Origin of the sequence: Polaribacter filamentus (genome assembly GCF_002943715.1) — a bacterium.
Taxonomy (GTDB): Bacteria; Bacteroidota; Bacteroidia; order Flavobacteriales; family Flavobacteriaceae; genus Polaribacter; species Polaribacter filamentus.
In genome coordinates this window covers 179,727-198,626 of the sequence record NZ_MQUA01000013.1, presented here as the reverse complement: position 1 = coordinate 198,626, position 18,900 = coordinate 179,727, and the positions used below count along the sequence as shown (strand labels likewise).

Sequence of the window (18,900 nt, the reverse complement as noted above, 5' to 3'; positions counted from 1 at the left end):
TTTTATGACAACTTGCTGTTATCCAAACACTCCTGCTTTCTTTAATCGTTGTAGCTGGTTTTAAACCATCCCTAAATCTACCAAAGGCAAACTTCTAACTCGTTTACCAGTAGCATTAAAAATAGCATTACAAATAGCGGGCGCCATTACAGGAACTCCGGGTTCACCAACACCTGTTGGATGTTTATCCATTGCTTCTATAATATCTACATGAATTTTTGGTGCGTCTTTCATTCTTGTCATTTCATAATCGTAGAAATTATGTTGCTCAACGGCGCCTTCTTTTACAGAAATTTTACCGTACAAAGCAATTGACATTCCAAAAATAGCAGCGCCTTCTAACTGGTTCTTAATATTGTCTTTATTTAAAGCCAAACCACAATCTATAGTGGTCCAAACATTTTCTACTTTTACTTTTTCATTAACTACAGAAACCTCTACAATGGTAGCAACATAGCTGTAAAAGCTATAATGAATTGCCACTCCTAAACCATGGTTTTCAGGAATTGTTTTACCCCAATTAGAAACTTTGGCGGCATTTTTTAAAACCGTTTTCATTCGTTTAGAATCATAAGGAAACTCAGATCTACCTTCAATAATTCTATCAGCTCCAATTAAATCTAAATGAAATTGAATCGGATCTTTTTTTGCCGCAAATGCCAATTCGTCCACAAAAGAATTGTTACCAAAACCACTGTGAATATGCACTACAGAGCGCAGCCAACCAATTCTTAAATTTGCTTCTGCTTGGGCATTTTCTAAAGTGAAATTAGATAAATTATACGGATTATTTGTAAAACCCATTCCCAATTCAAAACCAGAAGCATAGTCTGATAGCGGCTTAAAACTAGAAGTTATAGATGGAAATGCAACTCTTTGCAACCAGCCGGTTACCTGACCGTTTTTATCTAAAGAACCTTTTAAATATTGTGCACTTGTGGCATGGTAAAAACTATGTTGAATATCATCTTCACGCGTCCAAACCACCTGAACGGGTGCTTTTATTTTTTTGGATAAAGCAACTGCTTCTACCACAAAATCAGATTTTGATTTACGTCCAAAACCTCCACCTAAAAAAGTAACATTTATAGTAATGTTTTCTATAGGAATTTCAAAAAAGTGGGCAAGTTCTGCTCTAGCCGTTTGTGGATCTTGCACAGGCGCCCAAACTTCAATTTTATTTTGTTGAAACCATGCTGTTGCATTTGGCACTTCCATAGGTGCGTGCGCTAAAAACGGAACATGATAAATTGCTTCTATGGTTTTTGCTGCTTCCTCAAAAGCATCATCGACTTTTCCAGAACTACCAGGAACTAATTTCCCTTTTTCTTTAACTCTTTTTGTAAGTGTTTCTTTAAAATTTTCGGAATCAAATGAATGGTTTTCACCATAATTCCACTCAATTTCTAAACTTTCTTTTCCTTGAAAAGCAGCCCACGTATTATTTGCAATAACTGCAACACCGCCTAAAGCTCCAAAAAATTCTCCTGTTGGAGGCACCATTCTATCTAATTGAAAAACGTTTTCAACACCTGGTGTTTTCTCAGCCGTTTTGGCATCAAAACTTTTTACCGTTCCAAAAGTTACAGGACATCTCGCAATCGCAGCAAATTTCATATTGGGCAAGCGGATATCAATTCCGTAGGTTGCCGTGCCATGCGTAAAGTCTTTTAAATCGACACTTTTTAACGTTTTACCAATATATTTAAAGTCTTCAACTTTTTTTAGTTTGATGGTTGCTTCATCCGGAATTGCAACTTTAGCTGCTTCTTCAACTAAATCGCCAAAGAAGATTTTTTCGTTTGTATTTTTATTGATTATAAAATGGTTTTCTGCAAAACAGTCAGCTTCTGAAACGCTCCATTTCTTGGAGGCGGCAGTAATTAACATCGCTTTTGCAGTTGCACCCATTTTACGCATGGGCTCTAATAAAGTGCGTACACTTCGAGAACCATCTGTATTTTGATTGCCATATTTAGCATTTCCTGTTGCTTGTTGTACGGTAATAAATTCCCAGTCTGCTTCTAATTCATCTGCAATTGCGGATGCTAAGGATGTTCTAATTCCTTGGCCCATTTCTGATCGAGAAGCGATTAAAACAATATTACCGTCTTTCTGAATTTGCACAAATAAGTTAGGTGCAAAAGTGCCATTCATGTGCGGAATAAAATCTTTTTTATCCGAAGAAATAGTACATCCTAAGATAATTCCGCCAGTAGCTAATCCAAATAATTTTACAAAATCTCTTCGATTTATTTGCTGTATTTTACTCATATCGATTCGTTTTTAAGTGCAACAGCTTTATGAATTGCTTTTTTAATTCTTGAATACGTTCCGCATCTACAAATATTACTGCTCATGGCAGCATCGATATCTTCATCCGTAGGATTTTCTGTTTTATCTAATAAAGAAGTTGCTGCAATTAGTTGACCAGATTGGCAATATCCACATTGTGGCACATTACCATCGTTCCAAGCTTCACGTAAAAATTCTAAATTTGGTGATGATCCTTCGATTGTGAATATTTCTTTACCAATTCCGTAGGAAACCGGCATGCTACAAGATTTCGTAAGCGTGCCATCGATTAAAACAGAACAGGCTCCGCATTGACTTACGCCACAACCAAATTTTGTACCTGTTAAACCTACAATATCCCTAATTGCCCACAAAAGTGGCATATCATCCTGTACATCAATTGTGTACGATTTCCCATTAATTGATAAATTTTTACTCACTTGTATCGATTTTGAAGTTACAAGTTACGGAAATGAAATTGAATTATAAAAAAAAGAAATTTAAAACCTTTATTTGTTGAAAAATAAAAAACGTATTCCATAATCAGAAAGTTAACATTGAAGTTTTTGTTCTCTAAAAAATTCTGGTGAAACTGCCATTATAAGAACTAACAGCAAATACTATCGAATCGTGCTACTTTCGGATATTGAAAAAAGCTTTTTGCTTCTTCGCGCATTTCAGTTTGCGCCTTTGTGTTCAAAAAACTATTCTAAATTTAAAACAAAATACAAACCGGCATTGGCGCAGAAGTTTCGCTTACAAAAGTTAATTTCCCAGTTTTAGAATTGCGCCTAAAAGAAATAATATTGTCAGTATCTTGGTTGGCAACTATTAAAAATTCTTCATTTGGTGATAAAGAAAAATTACGCGGATTTTTCCCGAAAACAGCTTGATATCCTATATTTTTTAGTTTTCCGTTTTCTGGGTTTACTTCATACATCACAATTGATTCATGTCCGCGATTTGATGCATATAAAAATTTACCATCTTTTGTAATATGAATATCTGCAGCTTTGCTGTAGGCTGTAAAATCTTCTGGAAGCGTAGAAATTGAAGTTTCAACATAATAGGTGTTTTCTTTTTCTTTGACTAAAGAGACGGTATTATTTAGCTCGTTTAAAACGTATATCCATGTATTATTTGGATGAAAAGTTAAATGTCTTGGCCCTGCTCCTTCAGCCATTTCCAACGTTTTTTGATTGGTTGAAACCAATTCATTTTTCACTTCATCAATAGTAGAAAACCACAACTGATTGGTTCCTAAATCAACCGCAATCAATTCTTTTTTTGTTGGATGAAACCAAGCAGAATGCGCATGCGGTTCCTTTTGTCTATCCGTAGTTCCTTTGCCCACGTGCTGCTGTATATTTAATAGACTTGATAATTTTCCTGATGCATCCGCTTTTAATAAACCAACACTTCCGCCACCATAATTTGCGGTTACAATATAATTTTCATCATTTAAGGCCACAAAACAAGGTCCTGCTCCCCCACTTTCTTCTTTACTTATAAGTTTCAAGGAATCTTTTTGAATTCTAAAAGATTTCACAAAACCCGTTCCGTTTTCATTTATTTCTCCAACTGCAAAAAGTGTTTTATTATCTTTTGATTTTACTAAAAAAGTTGGATTCACCGTTTGGGCAACCAATCCTATTTTAGTAAGTTCACCTTCTGATGAAATTTCGTATTTATAAATTCCCTTAGAATCTTTTTGTGTATACGTTCCAACATAAAAAGAGTAATTTTCTTTCTGTACTGATTTGCATCCAGTCATTAATATAGTTGTAATTAATATTAAAAAACCTGTTGCTATTTTATTCATTTTTAAATTTAATAATTGGAGTTTCCCAAGAAATTGAGTCCCCTAAAATTTGGTATTTCTCACTTATGATCGTTGCTTTATTAGGTATAAACTTTATCAACATAAAATCTGTTGTTTTGTTTTTATAAAAATTTTCCCATGCTGTTTTCCAGAATTTTTCTTTCTCCTTTTGGGTATTTACGATGTTTGCAGTTCCTTGTAACGTAACATAACTCGCACTTTTTGCGTCAAAATAATACAAGGTTACGTTCTTGTTTTTTTTAATCTGACGAACTTTTAAACTTCTCGAATTTGTTCCCATCCAAACTGTAAAGTCTTCTTCTGGCAAAAAAGGATCCATTGCTCTTACATGCGCAACCCCTAAAGAATCTATGGTAATTAATGCGCAGTTTTTGGCATCTGTCATAATTTCTTTTGCAATTTCTTTGATGTCTTTTTTAACAGGATTTGCAGCGTTATTGCAACTCATTAAAACAAATAAAAAAACGGAACTAAAAAAATATTTTATCAAAAATTGAAATTTAGAAAATTTTAAAAACGGGTAAACGTACATGAGCTTTTTCATAATAAACAGAATTTTTGTAAATAAAATCTAATTGCGCACGTGGGTTTTTAGCAAAATCAGCATCCGAAGCTAATTTATCTTCAAAAGCTTTTTTTATTGTAGGGTTTTCTAACAGAATCTTTTCTGCAACATCTTCAAAAACATAGGCAGAATACCCTTCTTTTTGTTGTAAAATAGTATCGAAAAAGTTCCAGTTAAAAAAGGAATCTGTAGCTTCTGCTTCTAAAGTTTCAAGCAAATAACGCACTCCATTTTGATTGGTGTCAATATAAATATCCCTTTTTTAAAGTTGATTTTTGCTGATGATTTCTCAATAGTTGTATTGAAATGTAAATAATGGCCTTCATAAGGCCTTTTTGAAGTTTCAAAATCTTTGATATGACTTACCACCACAGTAATTGTAGTGTCTTTTTCAAAACGCGTAAACTCAATTTTATTGTTTACTAATCTACCAATAATATCATGCCAACCTTGTTGTAAAATATAGGCTTTCGGGATGTTGACGTCTTTAATCACTACAAACTCATCATAATATTTTATAACTTTTTCAAAAGGTTTCGTTTTATCGTAAAACAGTCTTTTTCCATTCGTTACTTTACTATCAATGAGTTCGCCTTCGTATCCTTTAAAAGATAAATCGCTATATTTTTCTTCATCAACTTTAAACTGAATCGGATATGCTTTATTCGCTAAGATTTCTTGTGTCGCTTTAGAACGTAAATCTTTTATAATTACGGAGTTCTCTTCTGTAAAATCAAAAATAGAAAACAGCAATTCATAGGTTTGCTCTACTCTAATCTTATACGGTTTTAACATGTGCGTTTCTACCATTAAGCCCAATGTATGAAAGAGTGTTGTGTATCCTGTAGAATATCTTGGCGAATCGAAAAACTGGGAAAAACCGGCTTCTGGGGTAGTACCCCATACATTTACATATGGTGTTATATGAACGCCTTTATTCTCTAAAGATTCCTCTATTTTTGGACGCATTTCGTTTTGTAAAAACGCTCCTAAATTACCGCCTAATTTGTTGTGTTGGGTAAATAAATGTGTAATTGCATATTGATAATCTGCTCCATTACTTACATGATTATCTACAAAAACATCCGGATTTACCGTGTGAAAAATTTCGGCAAAAGCAGCTGCATTTTTAGTGTCTTGTTTAATAAAATCTCTGTTTAAATCGAAATTTCTTGCGTTTCCTCTAAAACCATATTCTTTTGGCCCATTTTGATTGGCTCTTGAATGCGAATTTCGATTTAAAGAACCACCAACATTGTAAACAGGAATTACGCAAATAATCGAATTTTTATACTTTTCTTGCAAAGAGTCGTTTTGCACAATATCTCTTAAAAGCAGCATGGAAGCGTCAATTCCGTCTGATTCTCCCGGATGAATTCCGTTGTTAATTAAAATGCTGTTCTTTGTTGAACTTTTAATTTCATCAACATTAAAAATCCCTTCTCTATTATAGACTACTAAATGCAAAGGTTCACCGGAATCTGTTTGCCCAAAAGAGAACATCGAAATTTGACTATAGGTTTCTGATAGTTTAGTATAAAATGCAATTACATCTTTGTATTCTGGTGTTTCTGTTCCCTTTGATTTTTCAAAAAGTGTAGTAAAATCTGTGTTTTCTTTGGAGGTAGTATCACAAGAAATCATCAGAAAGAAGAATGCAAAAAAGCTGATTTTAAAAAAATATTTCATCATTATTTAACTCTTACTGTTTTAGGAACTAATTTTGTATAATCTCCATTATTTCTGATTACATCTCGCACAATGGAAGAAGATATATAAGATCTGTTTGCCGATGTTAGCAAAAAGACCGTTTCAATTGGTGCTAAATCTCTGTTTGTGTGTGCAATCGCTTTTTCAAACTCAAAATCTGCAGGATTTCTTAATCCTCTTAAAATGAAATCAACATCATTTTTTTGGCAAAAATGGACTGTTAAGCCTTCGTACGTAACCACTTTTATTTTAGGTTCATCTTTAAAACAATCTTCAATAAATTTTTTGCGTTCATCCAACGAAAACATGTATTTTTTATCTGCATTGATTCCGATTGCAATAATGAGTTCATCAAACAATTTTACACCTCTTTTTATAATATCAAAATGACCTAATGTTATTGGATCAAAAGATCCTGGAAAAATTGCTTTTTTCATATTTTCTTAATTTGGATTCAAGACTTTTTTGATTCAAAAATCATGACTTATGTTTCTAACTTAAAATTAATTTCTCTATATATTTTTGATGCCTCTAATTTACTTGATATTTTGATTTTTTTGATTCACGAAACATGACCTGTAAAATCTCACTTAAAATTAAGTCTTATTTCTTGCCTCAAAATATTCCTGTTTTTTATTTTTGAGACAAGATATTTTTGATTCTATTCTATCAATAAAATTTGAAATTTTTTGTTGTAATTTTTTAATTCTAATTTCTAAATCAGAAAACTTTTCTTTGGATATAAAATTAAGGTTTTTACAAATTATTAATTGGGTTTCCCATTCAAAAGCTGAGCCTAAACTATCATCTAGGTATTTTATAAAATGTTTATTCGTTCTTTTGCTGGTGCCTTCTGATATATTTGATGCAATTGAAACCGAACATCTATTCATTTGACTAACTAAGTCGAACTTTTCGTAATCTGGTATACTTGATGTAAACCCATAATTTAAGGTAATTAATTCAATGGCTTCTTGCCAAATTTGTAGTTTCTTAAAATTATGTCTTTTCATCGGTTTGTTGTTTTTTATTGATTTGATGTTTTAATTATTTGATTTTCATAAAAATAAAAAAACAAATCAGTAATCTAAACTACCATCTTTATTAACTAATAAAATCAAACTAGTTCTTAAAAAATCCTGAATCCTGAATCTAAAACATCCTGAATCTAAACCAAAGCAGATTCAATAGCAGATTCAAATAATTCGGCTAAAGAAATTCCGGCTGCTTGCGCTTGTTGCGGCAAAATACTAGCTTCTGTTAAACCAGGAACTGTATTTATTTCTAAAAAATGAGGTTCGCCATTTACCAAAATATATTCCGATCTCGAAAAACCAGACATATTTAAAACTTTATACACCTTTTCTGCAACGGCCTCTACTTTAAGCTGTTCTTCGGATGAAATTCTTGCAGGTGTAATTTCATGCGATTTTCCTTCATATTTTGCCTGATAATCAAAAAAATCATTTTCTGAAACAATCTCTGTAATAGGCAAAACTTTTGTTTCTCCTTTATATTGAATAACACCAACAGAAACCTCTGTTCCGTCTAAAAAAGACTCAATTAAAATAGCAGAATCCTCTTTATATGCAACTTCAATACCGATTAAAATTTCCTCTTTAGAATACGCTTTCGAAATACCATAGCTAGAACCTGCATTGTTTGGTTTTATAAAACATGGCAAGCCAACTTTAGCAATTATTTCATCCGTATCTATGACATCACCTTTATTTAAATAGACAGAAATTGCCGTTTTAACACCATATTCTTTCACTACGCTTAAGGTATCTCGTTTGTTAAATGTTAATGCCATTTGATAATAAGGTGCAGAAGTATGCTTGATTCCTACTAAATCAAAATAGGCAAGTAATACCCCGTTTTCTCCAGGATTTCCGTGAATTGCATTAAAAACACAATCGAAAATGATTGATTTTCCATCCATTAAAAATGAAAAATTGTTTTTATCTATTGTATATTCATTTTCTTGATCATCCAAAGCAACCCATTTTTCTTTTAAAATATGAACTCTAAAAGAAGTGAATTTATCCTTGTCTAAATGCTTGTAAACGACACTTCCACTTGTTAAAGAAATGTTTACTTCGGATGAAAATCCACCCATTACAATCGCTATATTTTTTTCATCAATCTAAAATAATAAAAACAAATTTATCAAAATATAAATAGAAACAACAACGTTTAGTTTTTATATCTTTGAACCCTTAAAACTTTTCTATGAGTATAATTCAGTTTTTTAAAAGTAAAACCTTTTTTAAGCAAATTGCATTTGCAGTTATTGGTGTAGTTGTATTTGTCTTTTTCTTAAAGTTTTGGTTAAATGTTACTACAAATCACGATCAAAGAATTCAAGTTCCCGATTTACACAAACTAACAATTACTGAGGCTGAAAGAACATTAAATGAATTAAATTTAGATTTTGTAGTAAAAGATAGCGCAAGATACAATCCTACCTATCCTAAAAAATCTGTGATTGAACAAAATCCGTTAGCTGGTGCTTTTGTAAAAGAAAAACGTAAAATTTACCTGAGTTTAAATCCTTCTAAATATAGAGATATTACAATTCCTAATTTAAACGGACGAACAAAAAGACAAGCTATTTCTGAATTACGAGCAATTGGTTTTATCGTTGGAATAAATTTTACCTATGTAAATGATATTGGCAAAGACGTTGTTAGAGGTTTAAAACACAAAGGAAAAATTGTGAATGCAAATGACAAATTAGAAAAACACTCTATAATTCAATTGGTTTTAGGGGATGGTGAAGGTGACGGGACGCCGGTAATAATACCAGAAGAACTTATTATAGAAGAAGAGGCGCAGTAAGCAGTAAGCAGTAAGCAGTAAGCAGTAAGCAGTAAGCAGTAAGCAGTAAGCAAATTTAAAATATTTGCAATTAAAATAAAAAACATGCAAGAAAATATTTCTGAAGATAATGATAATGATGATTTATACGAACACTACAGATTTACGGCTAGTGTTGGTCAAGAGCCTTTAAGAGTTGATAAATTCTTAATGAACTTTATTGAAGGTTCTACAAGAAATAAAGTGCAACAAGCTGCAAAAGCTGGTAATGTTTTAGTGAATGATGTTGCTGTAAAATCAAATCATAAAGTAAAGCCAAATGATATTGTAAGAATTGTTTTGGCCTATCCACCGGCAGAAAATTTATTAGTTGCAGAAGAGATTCCTTTAGATATTATTTATGAAGATGATACCGTAATTGTTGTAAACAAACCAGCAGGAATGGTCGTACATCCAGGTCATGGAAATTATTCTGGAACTTTGGTAAACGGTTTAATTTATCACATAGAAAATTTGCCTACAAATTCTAATGAAAGACCAGGTTTGGTGCATAGAATTGATAAAGATACCAGCGGATTATTAGTAATTGCAAAAACCGAATTTGCAATGGCTAATTTATCGCGTCAGTTTTTTGATAGAACTACAGAACGTTTGTATTATGCATTAGTTTGGGGAAATATTGAAGATGATGAAGGCACAATTGAAGGCAATATAGGCCGCAGTTTAAAAAATCGTTTGCAAATGTCTGTTTTTCCTGATGGCGATTTTGGGAAACATGCAGTTACCCACTATAAAGTTTTAGAGCGTTTAACGTATGTAACTTTAGTGCAATGTAAATTAGAAACCGGGAGAACGCATCAAATTAGGGCGCATTTTAAACATATTGGTCACACACTTTTTAATGACGAACGTTATGGGGGCGACGGCGTTTTAAAAGGAACTACTTTTACAAAATACAAGCAATTTGTACAGAACTGTTTTAAAGTGTTACCAAGACAAGCTTTACACGCAAAAACACTAGGATTTACGCATCCAAAAACCGGAGAGTTTATGCAGTTTAATACGGAAGTTCCGCAAGATATGGTTGATTGTTTAGAAAAATGGAGAATGTATTCTGAGAATTCTAAACATGAATTTGAATAATTTTTTTACAATTTAACAGCTTATTTATAAAATAAACAGTGATTTAGTTTAAAACTTAAATCGCTGTTTTTTTTATGTGAAAATTTTAATATCAATTTTTTCTTCCAATAAATCTAATGACACTAGATAATCCATTGTGAAATTTTCTTCGGATAAATTCACTTTGGTTTCTTTCAATTTTAACTAACAACAGCCAATACTAGGATCACAAGAATAACCTACAGCTTCAGAAATTTTAATTTTTGTTTTTTCAGCCGGAATTCCGCAAGCATCTATGGCTAAACAAGCTGTTAATTTTGAAGTTAATAAAAAGTTGGTTCCATCAAAATCTAAATTGTATTTACCAATGGTTTCTTTTCCTTGATACTCTACCTCGATTTCTAAATCATCAAACTTAAACATCTTTTCTGATAGCTCTATAATGTTCATTAATTTCTCCGGATGCAATCTGTGATCGTAATCATTTTCTTCCCAAAGTTGAAAATTTATCACCGTTTCACTTCTAACTTTACCTCCACAATCAATAAAATCTTTCGTTATTTTACCAACTTCTGTTACATGAAAATGGCTAGCAACTAAGTTACCGTTTGGTAATTGAAAGCCTATTTTACTTATACCTTTTAAATGATTTTTAATTTCTGATAATTTCATAATTTCTATTTTTTTAACAACAGCCTCCAGTTGAATTTTTGTTTAAAAATTTGCCCAAAATATTTTTTATTTTATCCCAATTATCTTGATATATGCGATAACATTCACTTGTGCCATCTATGGTGCCTTTTATAATTCCTAATTTTTCACCTCTTTTAAATATTGAGAAATAGTGGGTTTTGCCAAACCAATGTCTTTTACCAAATCTCCACAAACACAGGAATTAAGTTTTATAATAAATTCTAAAATAGCTATTCTTGCAGGATGACCTGACACTTTTGAAATGGCCACAATTTCATTTTATTCTTCTGTAAATATTTCTGAGTTGGTTAAACCCCTCTTAATTTGTTTATTGCAATATTACGATTAATTGACTTAAATAAAAAGATTTTACTATTTTTTATTTAAGTCAAACATATAACCAACAGATAAATTAAAGAATCCTGTTATTGGTAAATCGCTCTCTGCAGAAGTTGCTTTTGGTAAATTTAAGTTGTAACCTACTTCAAAATCCCAGGCTTTAGAGGTTAAAGAAATTGGAAAATTTAGTTGTGTATTTAGCAAATCAAAAATATCATAACTTACCGTTTGTAAAACTTTTCGTCCGTTTATAACTATATTTTTTTGAACTGAAAGAGTTTGTTTTGCAATAATAAAATGAATGCTAGGCCTAAAGCGCACCGCAAAATTAGAAGTTCTTTTTAGTGTAAAATTAACAAAACTGTTAGAAACAATTTGAAATGAATTATCAGTTCCAAAAAGATAAGAAGCAGAAATTGTAGATCCTAAACTTCGTTTGTTGTTTCTAATACCTACACTTAGATCTACAGAATTAGTGAAATCATCAAAATTATCTGTGTAAAAATACTTTGAATACCCTACGTTATATAGTATGCTTTTCTTTTTACCAATGGAATTAAAATATCCAACAGAAAGACTTGTGAAATCCCAACTTGGATCAAAATTTTGGTAATAAATTCCAGAAACACTAGCGTTAAAGCCTGATGAATGATAATAGGAAACTTGAGGAATTACGTTAAACTGATCTGTACCAGAATCTCTACCCGAAAAATACGTATTACTATTGTAAGAAACAGACGTATATAAAAAATTATATGAAAAATTACTCTCTATTAATTCTTCTAAAAATTGTTGATCTCTAAAAAAAAGTTCATCAATTAAACCGTCTAAATCATCAACCTTTTCTTCTTGTCCATACGAACAAAAAGAGGTTGCTATTGAAAACAATAGCAACCCAAAAACTTTAAATGTGTTTTTAAACCTTTGATAAATATGCGTCATAAATAGTTAAAAGCTAATTTCCATTATTTCTTTTTTTCTTACCATTATTAACATTATTTACTCTTGGTCCATCTTTTAATTCTCCTCTGTCTTTAGTGTCTCTTATTTTATCAATTCTTTCTTTTAGCATTTTTCTTTGCTCGCCAGTAAGTGTTTTTCTAAAGTTATCTCTGGTTTTTCTCAAACTAATTTGTTGATTTTTAACCATGTCTTTCTGACTTGTAGAAAATGTAGCTACTAAACGCATTCTTATTTCGTTTTTAGAAATTGTTTTATCATTTAAAATAGCTAACTGTTCGCTGGTAAGTGATGTTTTAAATGCTTCACGATTTGATATCATTACCTCTTTTTCTTGCTGCAATAAATCCCTTTGTTGTTGTGTTAACTCTTTCTGAATTAAATTAAAACTAGAATCTTGAGCAAAAACTACTGCATTAAATAGCATCAAACTAAAAAAGCTTAAAGTTGATATGATGTTTTTTAATTTCATGATAATGGGTTTTTACTCTTTAAAAAATCTAAAGTACAAATTTATTAATTAAATTTTACATGCATCTTTTGCTGCATCAAATTCTGTTTGATCGTTTATAGTAGCTGTAGTTCCGTCTTTATATTCAATATCAACAGGGAAATTTAAAGCTGGCTTAACAGTTGCATCAGGATTTGCTTTGCGCCATTCTCTTAATAATTTAAAATCTGCTCTCTCTGTAACTTCTATTACAGTTGCATCTTCCATTGTAAAACTTACAGGCAATACCAATTTAAAACATTTTCTTTTGTCTTTTCCTTTTTTACAAGAATCTTTAACTGCTCTTAATTCATCGGTATCAATTAAAGTTTGTACTGTTCCGTCTTCTAAGGTTACATCTACAGGAAAAACTAATTCTGGTCTTTCTGTAACATCAGTATTTTCTTTATACCAGGCTTTAATTAAACCCCAATCATCCGCACTTGTTAAAGTGATTGATGTATTATCTGCCATAATAAAGTCTATTGGATATACAAACTCAAAACATTTATGATGTCTTCTTCTTTGTCTTTTTTGATCGGTGTCTGCCAATTGTTTTCCTTGAAGAGAAAAATAAACTTCACTCGTTGCTTCTTCTTTTGACGCATCATCTGTACCTAAAACCACTTTATAACCTAAACCACTAGCAAGTTCTGCACTTTCTGCAAAGCTATCTGCTAATACAAATCTAAAAGCTGTTTCCGTTGCAACTGGTAAATTATCAACAGAGATAGTTACTTTTGTTGCACTTTCAATTTTTTCTATTAGTGCAGTATCTTCAATTGCAGTTTCTTCTGCAGTTTCTGTATCTGAACATGATGTTAATACTAAAGTTGATAAAATAAAGGCTGTAATCGAAAAGAAAAGAATACTCGATTTTAAAATACGCTCTCTTGAAATTGATGTTTTCATAATGTGTAAATTTTAAGTTAATAATTGTTTATATTATTTAGAACTCTCATTTTTAAAATAGTTTGAAAAATTTTATTTTTTTTATAAAATAACAACATCTACCAATAATTCATCTATATAAGTATCTAATAATGAGTCTCCTACAATTAAATTATCTAATACTAAATTATCTAGTTTTTGTTCCGAAAGTTCTGCCTTCACCAAAACTTCATTAAATAAAGTAACATCTGTAAATGCATCAATATCTGAATCTTCTATTAATAAGGACTCTAATAAAACCTTATCAGAGAAAGCTAACAATTCAAAATTAGGTTCAATTATAGTAGTTGTCTTGTTATAATTTTGCAACCAAACTGTTAAACTCAAAATAAAAGCCAAAGATGCTGCTGCTATATATTTAAAGTGTGGTCGCATCCAAAAAATAATTTGTTTCTTTTTGGATGCTGTTTCAATACTAGTTTCTTCTTTAATTTTATCTAAAATTGAGATTTTAGACTTCGCAAAATATCCTTCAGGAATTTCTGTTCCTAAATATTTTTTATGATGTTTAGAAATATCCCCCTTTAAACCTTCTTTTAGAAAGTTTTGATTGTTGTTATTTTCTGTAAATTTTTCCATAATATAGTAGTTAGACCCAAACCCTTTTAAATAGTTTGGAATTATAAAAATATTTTTTCTTCAATAATTTTAACAGCTGTGTAATATGTTGATTTTAATGTGCTTTCAGATGATTTTAAAACTTCAGCAATTTGCCTAAAACTTAAGTCGTCAAAATATTTCATTTGAAAAACACGCTTTTGTTTCTCCGTAAATCCATCAATAATTGTGTTTAGTTTTTTCTGAATTTCATCTCCATCAAAATATTCATCTTCAAATAAAACTTCTAAATGAGTGCTAGAAACATCATCAATATTTTCATAACTTTTTCTGTTATTCTTTTCTAAAAACCGAATAGATTCATTGTACGCAATTCGATACATCCAAGTATGTAAACTGCTTTTTTCTTGAAAATTATGAATGCTTTTATAAATTCTGATAAAAGTGTTTTGTAAAACATCATCAGCATTTTCATGTGTAGTAACAATCTTTCTAATATGCCAATACAAACGTTCTTGATAGACGCTAAGCAACTCACTAAAAGCAATATCTTTTAGTGTGGCATCTTTTAACTTTTTTACAAGTTCTGCGTCTTTACTCAATTATAATTGGTTAGTTTTTATTCTTTGACCCAAGATAAATTAAATAGTTTGATTAATTTATAGAAAAAAACAAAATACTTACCTCCATCGATTTTTTAAATAGGTTTATCAATTAAAATAGCCCTTTTTATTTGATGATTGTAGTAATCATTTGTATTTTTAAAATTTAATTTATAAAACATTTTTTTACAATTTCATAAAATGAAAATCATTATATCTCCAGCAAAATCTTTAGATTTTGAAAGTAAAGTACCAACAAGTTTACATACACAACCTTGTTTTTTAGAGCAATCAGAAAAACTTCATAAGAAACTAAAAACGCTGTCTAAAAATGAATTATCAGAATTAATGAAAATTTCTGATGATTTAGCTGCGTTGAACTATGACCGAAATCAGACTTGGCAAACTCCTTTTACAACAGAAAATGCTAAACAAGCTATTTATGCTTTTACGGGTGCTGTTTTTCAAGGAATTGATGTAAATTCTTTGGATGAAAAAAAACTACCAATCTTACAAGAAAATTTAAGAATTTTATCTGGTTTGTATGGCATTTTAAACCCTTTAGATTTAATACAGCCTTACAGATTAGAAATGGGCACAAAATTAAAAGTAGGCAGCACTGAAAATTTGTACAAATTTTGGGATGACAGTGTTGCAAAAGCTTTAAATGATGAATTAGAAGATGGTGAGTTATTAATAAATTTAGCAAGCTCAGAATACTTTAAAGTACTACCTGCAAAGGTTTTAAAGGTAACAATGATTACACCTGTTTTTAAAGATTTTAAAAACGGACAATATAAAATTGTGATGACCTACGCTAAAATGGCTCGTGGATTAATGGTTAGATATATTATTGATAATAACGTTAAAACCATCGAAGAATTAAAAGGTTTTAATATAAATAAATATCGTTTTTCCGAAGAAATGTCTTCGGGGAATGACTTGATTTTTACACGTTAAAATTAGCTGGCAATATGCAATAACATTATGAAATGCCAGTATTTTCAATAGCGGTATGCTGTATACGGCTAACTTTATCCTCAATGCAGAATGGCTAACTTTATCCTGAAAACTGAGACTGAAAACTGGTTCAAGATTGATTCAATTCTTCATCTTATGCATCACCCAAGTATGTGGCGCTGTTACTGCAAATAAAATCACAAAAACAACGGTTGCAAACAACTTTATTTGTGGAAATAGTTGGTATAAAATTAATAAACCAGCGATACTAATGATCCAATAAATCATTGCTTTTTTTACGTAAAATAAAATATTTTTCCTGTTCAAATCCCCTGAAATAAATTGTATTTGATGAATAATAGAAGGAATGGAATGCCAGAAAATAAAGTAGACCGCAAAGCCTAAAACCAAAGAAGAGGTTTTAAAAACAAGAAAAAGTAGTAGCAAATAAAAGAATTCTTTTACAAATATTTCGACCTCATTTTTTTTAGCTAAAACCAAATACAAACTTCCTATAAGTAAAAAAACAGCACTGGTAAGTAAAGTTGTTTCAATTTGAAATTTAGTGAAGGTTGCGCCTGTAAGCTCAATCATAATTTCAGCCACATCAAAAATTGATTGATAAAAAAGTAAAGAGAAAATAAATAATCCGTAGGCTAAAAAATAAACCGCGTTAAATAAAAAATTTAAATTAATTGTTTCTCCTAGATGCTCTTCTCCAAAATGGTAAGAGCTAAGTAAAACGAAAAGTAAAATTGCAATAAAAGGACTAAATAGATAGATAATTACACATAAAATGATGATGCTTACATAAATTACAAGATTTTTTCTAAACGTTTTATCCATTTTTTCTTTGGTGGATAGAATCAATAAATCATTGGCGCCGTGCAAAATACCGATAGAAACGACCATAATATAGGCTAGAAAATCTTCTACTACTTCTCCAAATTGAATACTTATCCAAAATAAGAAAAAGGTAAAAAAATCATAAAATCTTGATAATTATACATTTTTTTTCTTTCATATTTCAAAGTTATTAATTTTTATTGTATATTTGTTTATCTTTAATAGATAAATACTAAACATAATTTTTACTAACTTAAATCTATTTACAATGAATTTATCAATTATTTCTTTGTCGGTTGCAAAAATGGCACCAGATGATTACGTTGGGTTTACATTTTTTGTAGGCTGTATGGCTATGATGGCCGCTTCGGTATTTTTCTTTTTATCAATGAATAGCTTTGATAAGAAATGGCGAACTTCAATTTTAGTTTCCGGTTTGATTACTTTTATCGCTGCTGTGCATTATTGGTACATGAGAGATTATTGGGTATCAAATATGGAATCACCAACATTCTTTAGATATGTAGACTGGGTATTGACAGTGCCATTAATGTGTGTTGAGTTCTATTTAATTCTAAAAGTAGCAGGAGCTAAAAAATCGTTAATGTGGCGATTAATTTTCTTATCTGTGGTAATGTTAGTGACAGGTTACATGGGAGAAGTTCTATACAGAGACCAAGCATGGTTCTGGGGATTAATTTCAGGTCTAGCATATTTCGTAATTGTGTATGACATCTGGTTCGGTACCGCTAAGAAACTAGCAGAAGCTGCAGGCGGAGCTGTATTAAAAGCACACAAAACATTATGTTGGTTCGTATTGGTAGGTTGGGCAATTTACCCAATTGGATATATGGCCGGAACTCCAGGATGGTATGAAGGTGCATTTGGAGGATTAGACTTAGATGTTATTTACAACATTGGAGATGCTATTAACAAAATCGGCTTTGGATTGGTAGTTTACAATTTAGCTGTAAATAGCTCTAAAGAGTAATTAAATATTGATTATTAAAAAAATACCCAAGAATAATTTACATCTTTCTTGGGTATTTAATAAAATTAGTTTTAAAATAGCCGCTTTATAATAACGTATCTTATGTAGAATGATTATTTAGCCTTAAATGGTAAATATGGACTTTTTATCCAATTTACAAAACTAGTAATGATACTATAGAAAATTTATATATTGCTAACACAACATAAAGTTTAGCTAAAACTACTACTACACCCACATATTCCCATATAACGGACATAAAACCACCTAAACTCCAAGCACTACCGGCAGCCATTGTAGGATCCCAATTTGTCCAGTCTATAATTAAAATATTTCCTATAAACTCAAGATTTAAAAGCTTAGCCAATTCAGCTGTAGCTGCCATTGGTAAACCATAAGCATAATCTATATTCGCAATCCATTCTGTTCCAAAATCTCCTGAAACATTCATAGAAGTAGCCCATGATAATGTCATCGTAAAAGCACTAAACAAAGCAATAATGGCAGCTACATGACCTAGTACTTTAATATTGGCAATTGCAAAATCTTTAAAAACGAAATCAACTATTCCACTCTTCGAAGATGCTAAGTCATCTCCAGCTGATCTTATAACCTGAGAAATAGGAAATGCCGCATAAACCCATATCAACATAGAAAGTATATTCCCTAAAATATCTAACTTCTCGCCCATTCCACCAGACCATATAGGTGAAAGAATCACCATTAGTGATGTTAAAAGGACAACAAGGGCTGATACCTTGTAAAATTTACCCACCCAGTTTGGAATATTTCCTTCTGATTCTTGAACCCAAGAATTAAAAGTGTTTCCAGGTAATTTTGAATTGATCATTTGAGGAAGATCAAATAACTTGTTTAAAAATTTTTTCATCATAAAATATTTATTGGTTAATTACTCAATAGTACAAATAAATTTTTGATTAACAATAAATTAACTTTTCAACAGTATTATTATCATATTAATAAACTGCAGGTTTTAAATTAACATATCATCATTTTATTAACATAATTAATAGTTTAACGCTATGTTCAAAAGGATGAAAGCAAAAAGTTTTATGTTAGTAACTTGTTAAAATTAAAATTTACAAAAAAGAGATTTTGAGATTTTTTAAAATTTTGTTCCACATTTTTAAATTT

The 18,900-nt window shown here is 30.7% G+C and carries 20 protein-coding genes and 1 pseudogene; 4 read left to right on the top strand and 17 right to left on the bottom strand.

Annotated elements, in window-relative coordinates:
- Positions 1-60: 60 nt before the first annotated feature.
- The 8 genes and pseudogenes from BST83_RS03005 to BST83_RS02970 all read right to left on the bottom strand — a co-directional run bounded on the left by BST83_RS03005 (position 61) and on the right by BST83_RS02970 (position 8,559).
- Positions 61-2,274 (bottom strand): xanthine dehydrogenase family protein molybdopterin-binding subunit, encoded by a 2,214-nt coding sequence (locus tag BST83_RS03005; protein ID WP_104808518.1) that lies wholly within the window; start codon positions 2,272-2,274, stop codon positions 61-63.
- On the bottom strand, positions 2,271-2,735 hold the full coding sequence (locus BST83_RS03000) for a (2Fe-2S)-binding protein (protein WP_104808517.1): 465 nt from the start codon (positions 2,733-2,735) through the stop codon (positions 2,271-2,273). The genes BST83_RS03005 and BST83_RS03000 overlap by 4 nt, the downstream gene beginning before the upstream one ends.
- Positions 2,736-3,010: 275 nt before the next feature.
- On the bottom strand, positions 3,011-4,117 hold the full coding sequence (locus BST83_RS02995; RefSeq protein WP_104808516.1) for a lactonase family protein: 1,107 nt from the start codon (positions 4,115-4,117) through the stop codon (positions 3,011-3,013).
- Positions 4,110-4,586, bottom strand: a complete 477-nt coding sequence (locus BST83_RS02990) for a pyridoxamine 5'-phosphate oxidase family protein (protein ID WP_104810764.1) — start codon at positions 4,584-4,586, stop codon at positions 4,110-4,112. Before BST83_RS02990 ends, BST83_RS02995 begins: the two co-directional genes overlap by 8 nt.
- Positions 4,587-4,638: 52 nt before the next feature.
- Positions 4,639-6,392: pseudogene (locus tag BST83_RS02985) on the bottom strand (M14 family metallopeptidase).
- Positions 6,393-6,394: 2 nt separating this feature from the next.
- The gene (gene coaD / locus BST83_RS02980) at positions 6,395-6,850 is read right to left on the bottom strand and encodes a pantetheine-phosphate adenylyltransferase (protein WP_104808515.1); all 456 of its coding nucleotides are present in this window, start codon (positions 6,848-6,850) and stop codon (positions 6,395-6,397) included.
- A gap of 159 nt (positions 6,851-7,009) precedes the next feature.
- Positions 7,010-7,426 carry a four helix bundle protein gene (locus BST83_RS02975; RefSeq protein ID WP_104808514.1) on the bottom strand — a complete coding sequence of 139 codons (417 nt, stop codon included), beginning with the start codon at positions 7,424-7,426 and terminating at the stop codon, positions 7,010-7,012.
- A 155-nt stretch (positions 7,427-7,581) separates the two neighbouring features.
- Positions 7,582-8,559 carry a D-alanine--D-alanine ligase gene (locus tag BST83_RS02970; protein WP_302849472.1) on the bottom strand — a complete coding sequence of 326 codons (978 nt, stop codon included), beginning with the start codon at positions 8,557-8,559 and terminating at the stop codon, positions 7,582-7,584.
- Positions 8,560-8,645: 86 nt separating this feature from the next.
- On the opposite strand from BST83_RS02970, the gene BST83_RS02965 reads away from it, so the two are divergent.
- Positions 8,646-9,254, top strand: a complete 609-nt coding sequence (locus BST83_RS02965; protein ID WP_104808512.1) for a PASTA domain-containing protein — start codon at positions 8,646-8,648, stop codon at positions 9,252-9,254.
- 84 nt (positions 9,255-9,338) lie between these two features.
- Positions 9,339-10,376 carry an RluA family pseudouridine synthase gene (locus BST83_RS02960; protein WP_104808511.1) on the top strand — a complete coding sequence of 346 codons (1,038 nt, stop codon included), beginning with the start codon at positions 9,339-9,341 and terminating at the stop codon, positions 10,374-10,376.
- Positions 10,377-10,559: 183 nt separating this feature from the next.
- Here BST83_RS02960 and BST83_RS02955 read toward each other — a convergent pair whose 3' ends face one another.
- From BST83_RS02955 to BST83_RS02925, 7 genes are all read right to left on the bottom strand, one after another.
- Positions 10,560-11,027: a DUF6428 family protein gene (locus BST83_RS02955; protein WP_104808510.1), complete on the bottom strand. Its 468-nt coding sequence runs from the start codon at positions 11,025-11,027 to the stop codon at positions 10,560-10,562.
- A gap of 138 nt (positions 11,028-11,165) precedes the next feature.
- Positions 11,166-11,318 (bottom strand): ArsR/SmtB family transcription factor, encoded by a 153-nt coding sequence (locus BST83_RS21690; protein ID WP_437438450.1) that lies wholly within the window; start codon positions 11,316-11,318, stop codon positions 11,166-11,168.
- Between the two features lie 102 nt (positions 11,319-11,420).
- Entirely contained in the window at positions 11,421-12,329 is a 909-nt protein-coding gene (locus tag BST83_RS20375; protein WP_240614626.1) for a hypothetical protein, read from the bottom strand.
- A 13-nt stretch (positions 12,330-12,342) separates the two neighbouring features.
- Entirely contained in the window at positions 12,343-12,819 is a 477-nt protein-coding gene (locus BST83_RS02940; protein WP_104808509.1) for a hypothetical protein, read from the bottom strand.
- 48 nt (positions 12,820-12,867) lie between these two features.
- A complete protein-coding gene (locus BST83_RS02935) occupies positions 12,868-13,749 on the bottom strand; it encodes a hypothetical protein (RefSeq protein ID WP_104808508.1) in 882 nt (293 codons plus the stop codon).
- An 81-nt stretch (positions 13,750-13,830) separates the two neighbouring features.
- Positions 13,831-14,367, bottom strand: coding sequence for a hypothetical protein (locus BST83_RS02930; protein WP_104808507.1), 537 nt, complete (start codon positions 14,365-14,367; stop codon positions 13,831-13,833).
- 41 nt (positions 14,368-14,408) lie between these two features.
- Positions 14,409-14,948 carry an RNA polymerase sigma factor gene (locus BST83_RS02925; RefSeq protein WP_104808506.1) on the bottom strand — a complete coding sequence of 180 codons (540 nt, stop codon included), beginning with the start codon at positions 14,946-14,948 and terminating at the stop codon, positions 14,409-14,411.
- Between the two features lie 201 nt (positions 14,949-15,149).
- Here BST83_RS02925 and yaaA point away from each other — a divergent pair, with 201 nt between their 5' ends.
- Complete coding sequence (gene yaaA / locus BST83_RS02920) at positions 15,150-15,908, top strand: peroxide stress protein YaaA (protein WP_104808505.1); 759 nt, start codon at positions 15,150-15,152, stop codon at positions 15,906-15,908.
- Positions 15,909-16,049: 141 nt separating this feature from the next.
- On the opposite strand, the gene BST83_RS02915 is transcribed toward yaaA, so the two are convergent.
- Entirely contained in the window at positions 16,050-16,820 is a 771-nt protein-coding gene (locus BST83_RS02915) for a Brp/Blh family beta-carotene 15,15'-dioxygenase (RefSeq protein ID WP_104808504.1), read from the bottom strand.
- Positions 16,821-17,022: 202 nt separating this feature from the next.
- Between BST83_RS02915 and BST83_RS02910 the strand changes: the two genes are divergently transcribed.
- Positions 17,023-17,745, top strand: a complete 723-nt coding sequence (locus tag BST83_RS02910; protein ID WP_104808503.1) for a bacteriorhodopsin-like — start codon at positions 17,023-17,025, stop codon at positions 17,743-17,745.
- 154 nt (positions 17,746-17,899) lie between these two features.
- Here BST83_RS02910 and BST83_RS02905 read toward each other — a convergent pair whose 3' ends face one another.
- Positions 17,900-18,595 (bottom strand): hypothetical protein, encoded by a 696-nt coding sequence (locus BST83_RS02905; protein ID WP_146092108.1) that lies wholly within the window; start codon positions 18,593-18,595, stop codon positions 17,900-17,902.
- Positions 18,596-18,900 lie beyond the last annotated feature (305 nt).

Coding starts and splice junctions, on each gene's coding strand:
- BST83_RS20375 (WP_240614626.1), bottom strand. CDS start 12,329: ATGACGCATATTTATCAAAGGTTTAAAAACACATTTAAAGTTTTTGGG.
- BST83_RS02935 (WP_104808508.1), bottom strand. CDS start 13,749: ATGAAAACATCAATTTCAAGAGAGCGTATTTTAAAATCGAGTATTCTT.
- BST83_RS02960 (WP_104808511.1), top strand. CDS start 9,339: ATGCAAGAAAATATTTCTGAAGATAATGATAATGATGATTTATACGAA.
- BST83_RS02940 (WP_104808509.1), bottom strand. CDS start 12,819: ATGAAATTAAAAAACATCATATCAACTTTAAGCTTTTTTAGTTTGATG.
- BST83_RS02975 (WP_104808514.1), bottom strand. CDS start 7,426: ATGAAAAGACATAATTTTAAGAAACTACAAATTTGGCAAGAAGCCATT.
- coaD (WP_104808515.1), bottom strand. CDS start 6,850: ATGAAAAAAGCAATTTTTCCAGGATCTTTTGATCCAATAACATTAGGT.
- BST83_RS02905 (WP_146092108.1), bottom strand. CDS start 18,595: ATGATCAATTCAAAATTACCTGGAAACACTTTTAATTCTTGGGTTCAA.
- BST83_RS02915 (WP_104808504.1), bottom strand. CDS start 16,820: ATGGTCGTTTCTATCGGTATTTTGCACGGCGCCAATGATTTATTGATT.
- BST83_RS02955 (WP_104808510.1), bottom strand. CDS start 11,027: ATGAAATTATCAGAAATTAAAAATCATTTAAAAGGTATAAGTAAAATA.
- BST83_RS02965 (WP_104808512.1), top strand. CDS start 8,646: ATGAGTATAATTCAGTTTTTTAAAAGTAAAACCTTTTTTAAGCAAATT.
- BST83_RS02995 (WP_104808516.1), bottom strand. CDS start 4,117: ATGAATAAAATAGCAACAGGTTTTTTAATATTAATTACAACTATATTA.
- yaaA (WP_104808505.1), top strand. CDS start 15,150: ATGAAAATCATTATATCTCCAGCAAAATCTTTAGATTTTGAAAGTAAA.
- BST83_RS02990 (WP_104810764.1), bottom strand. CDS start 4,586: ATGAGTTGCAATAACGCTGCAAATCCTGTTAAAAAAGACATCAAAGAA.
- BST83_RS02910 (WP_104808503.1), top strand. CDS start 17,023: ATGAATTTATCAATTATTTCTTTGTCGGTTGCAAAAATGGCACCAGAT.
- BST83_RS03005 (WP_104808518.1), bottom strand. CDS start 2,274: ATGAGTAAAATACAGCAAATAAATCGAAGAGATTTTGTAAAATTATTT.
- BST83_RS02930 (WP_104808507.1), bottom strand. CDS start 14,367: ATGGAAAAATTTACAGAAAATAACAACAATCAAAACTTTCTAAAAGAA.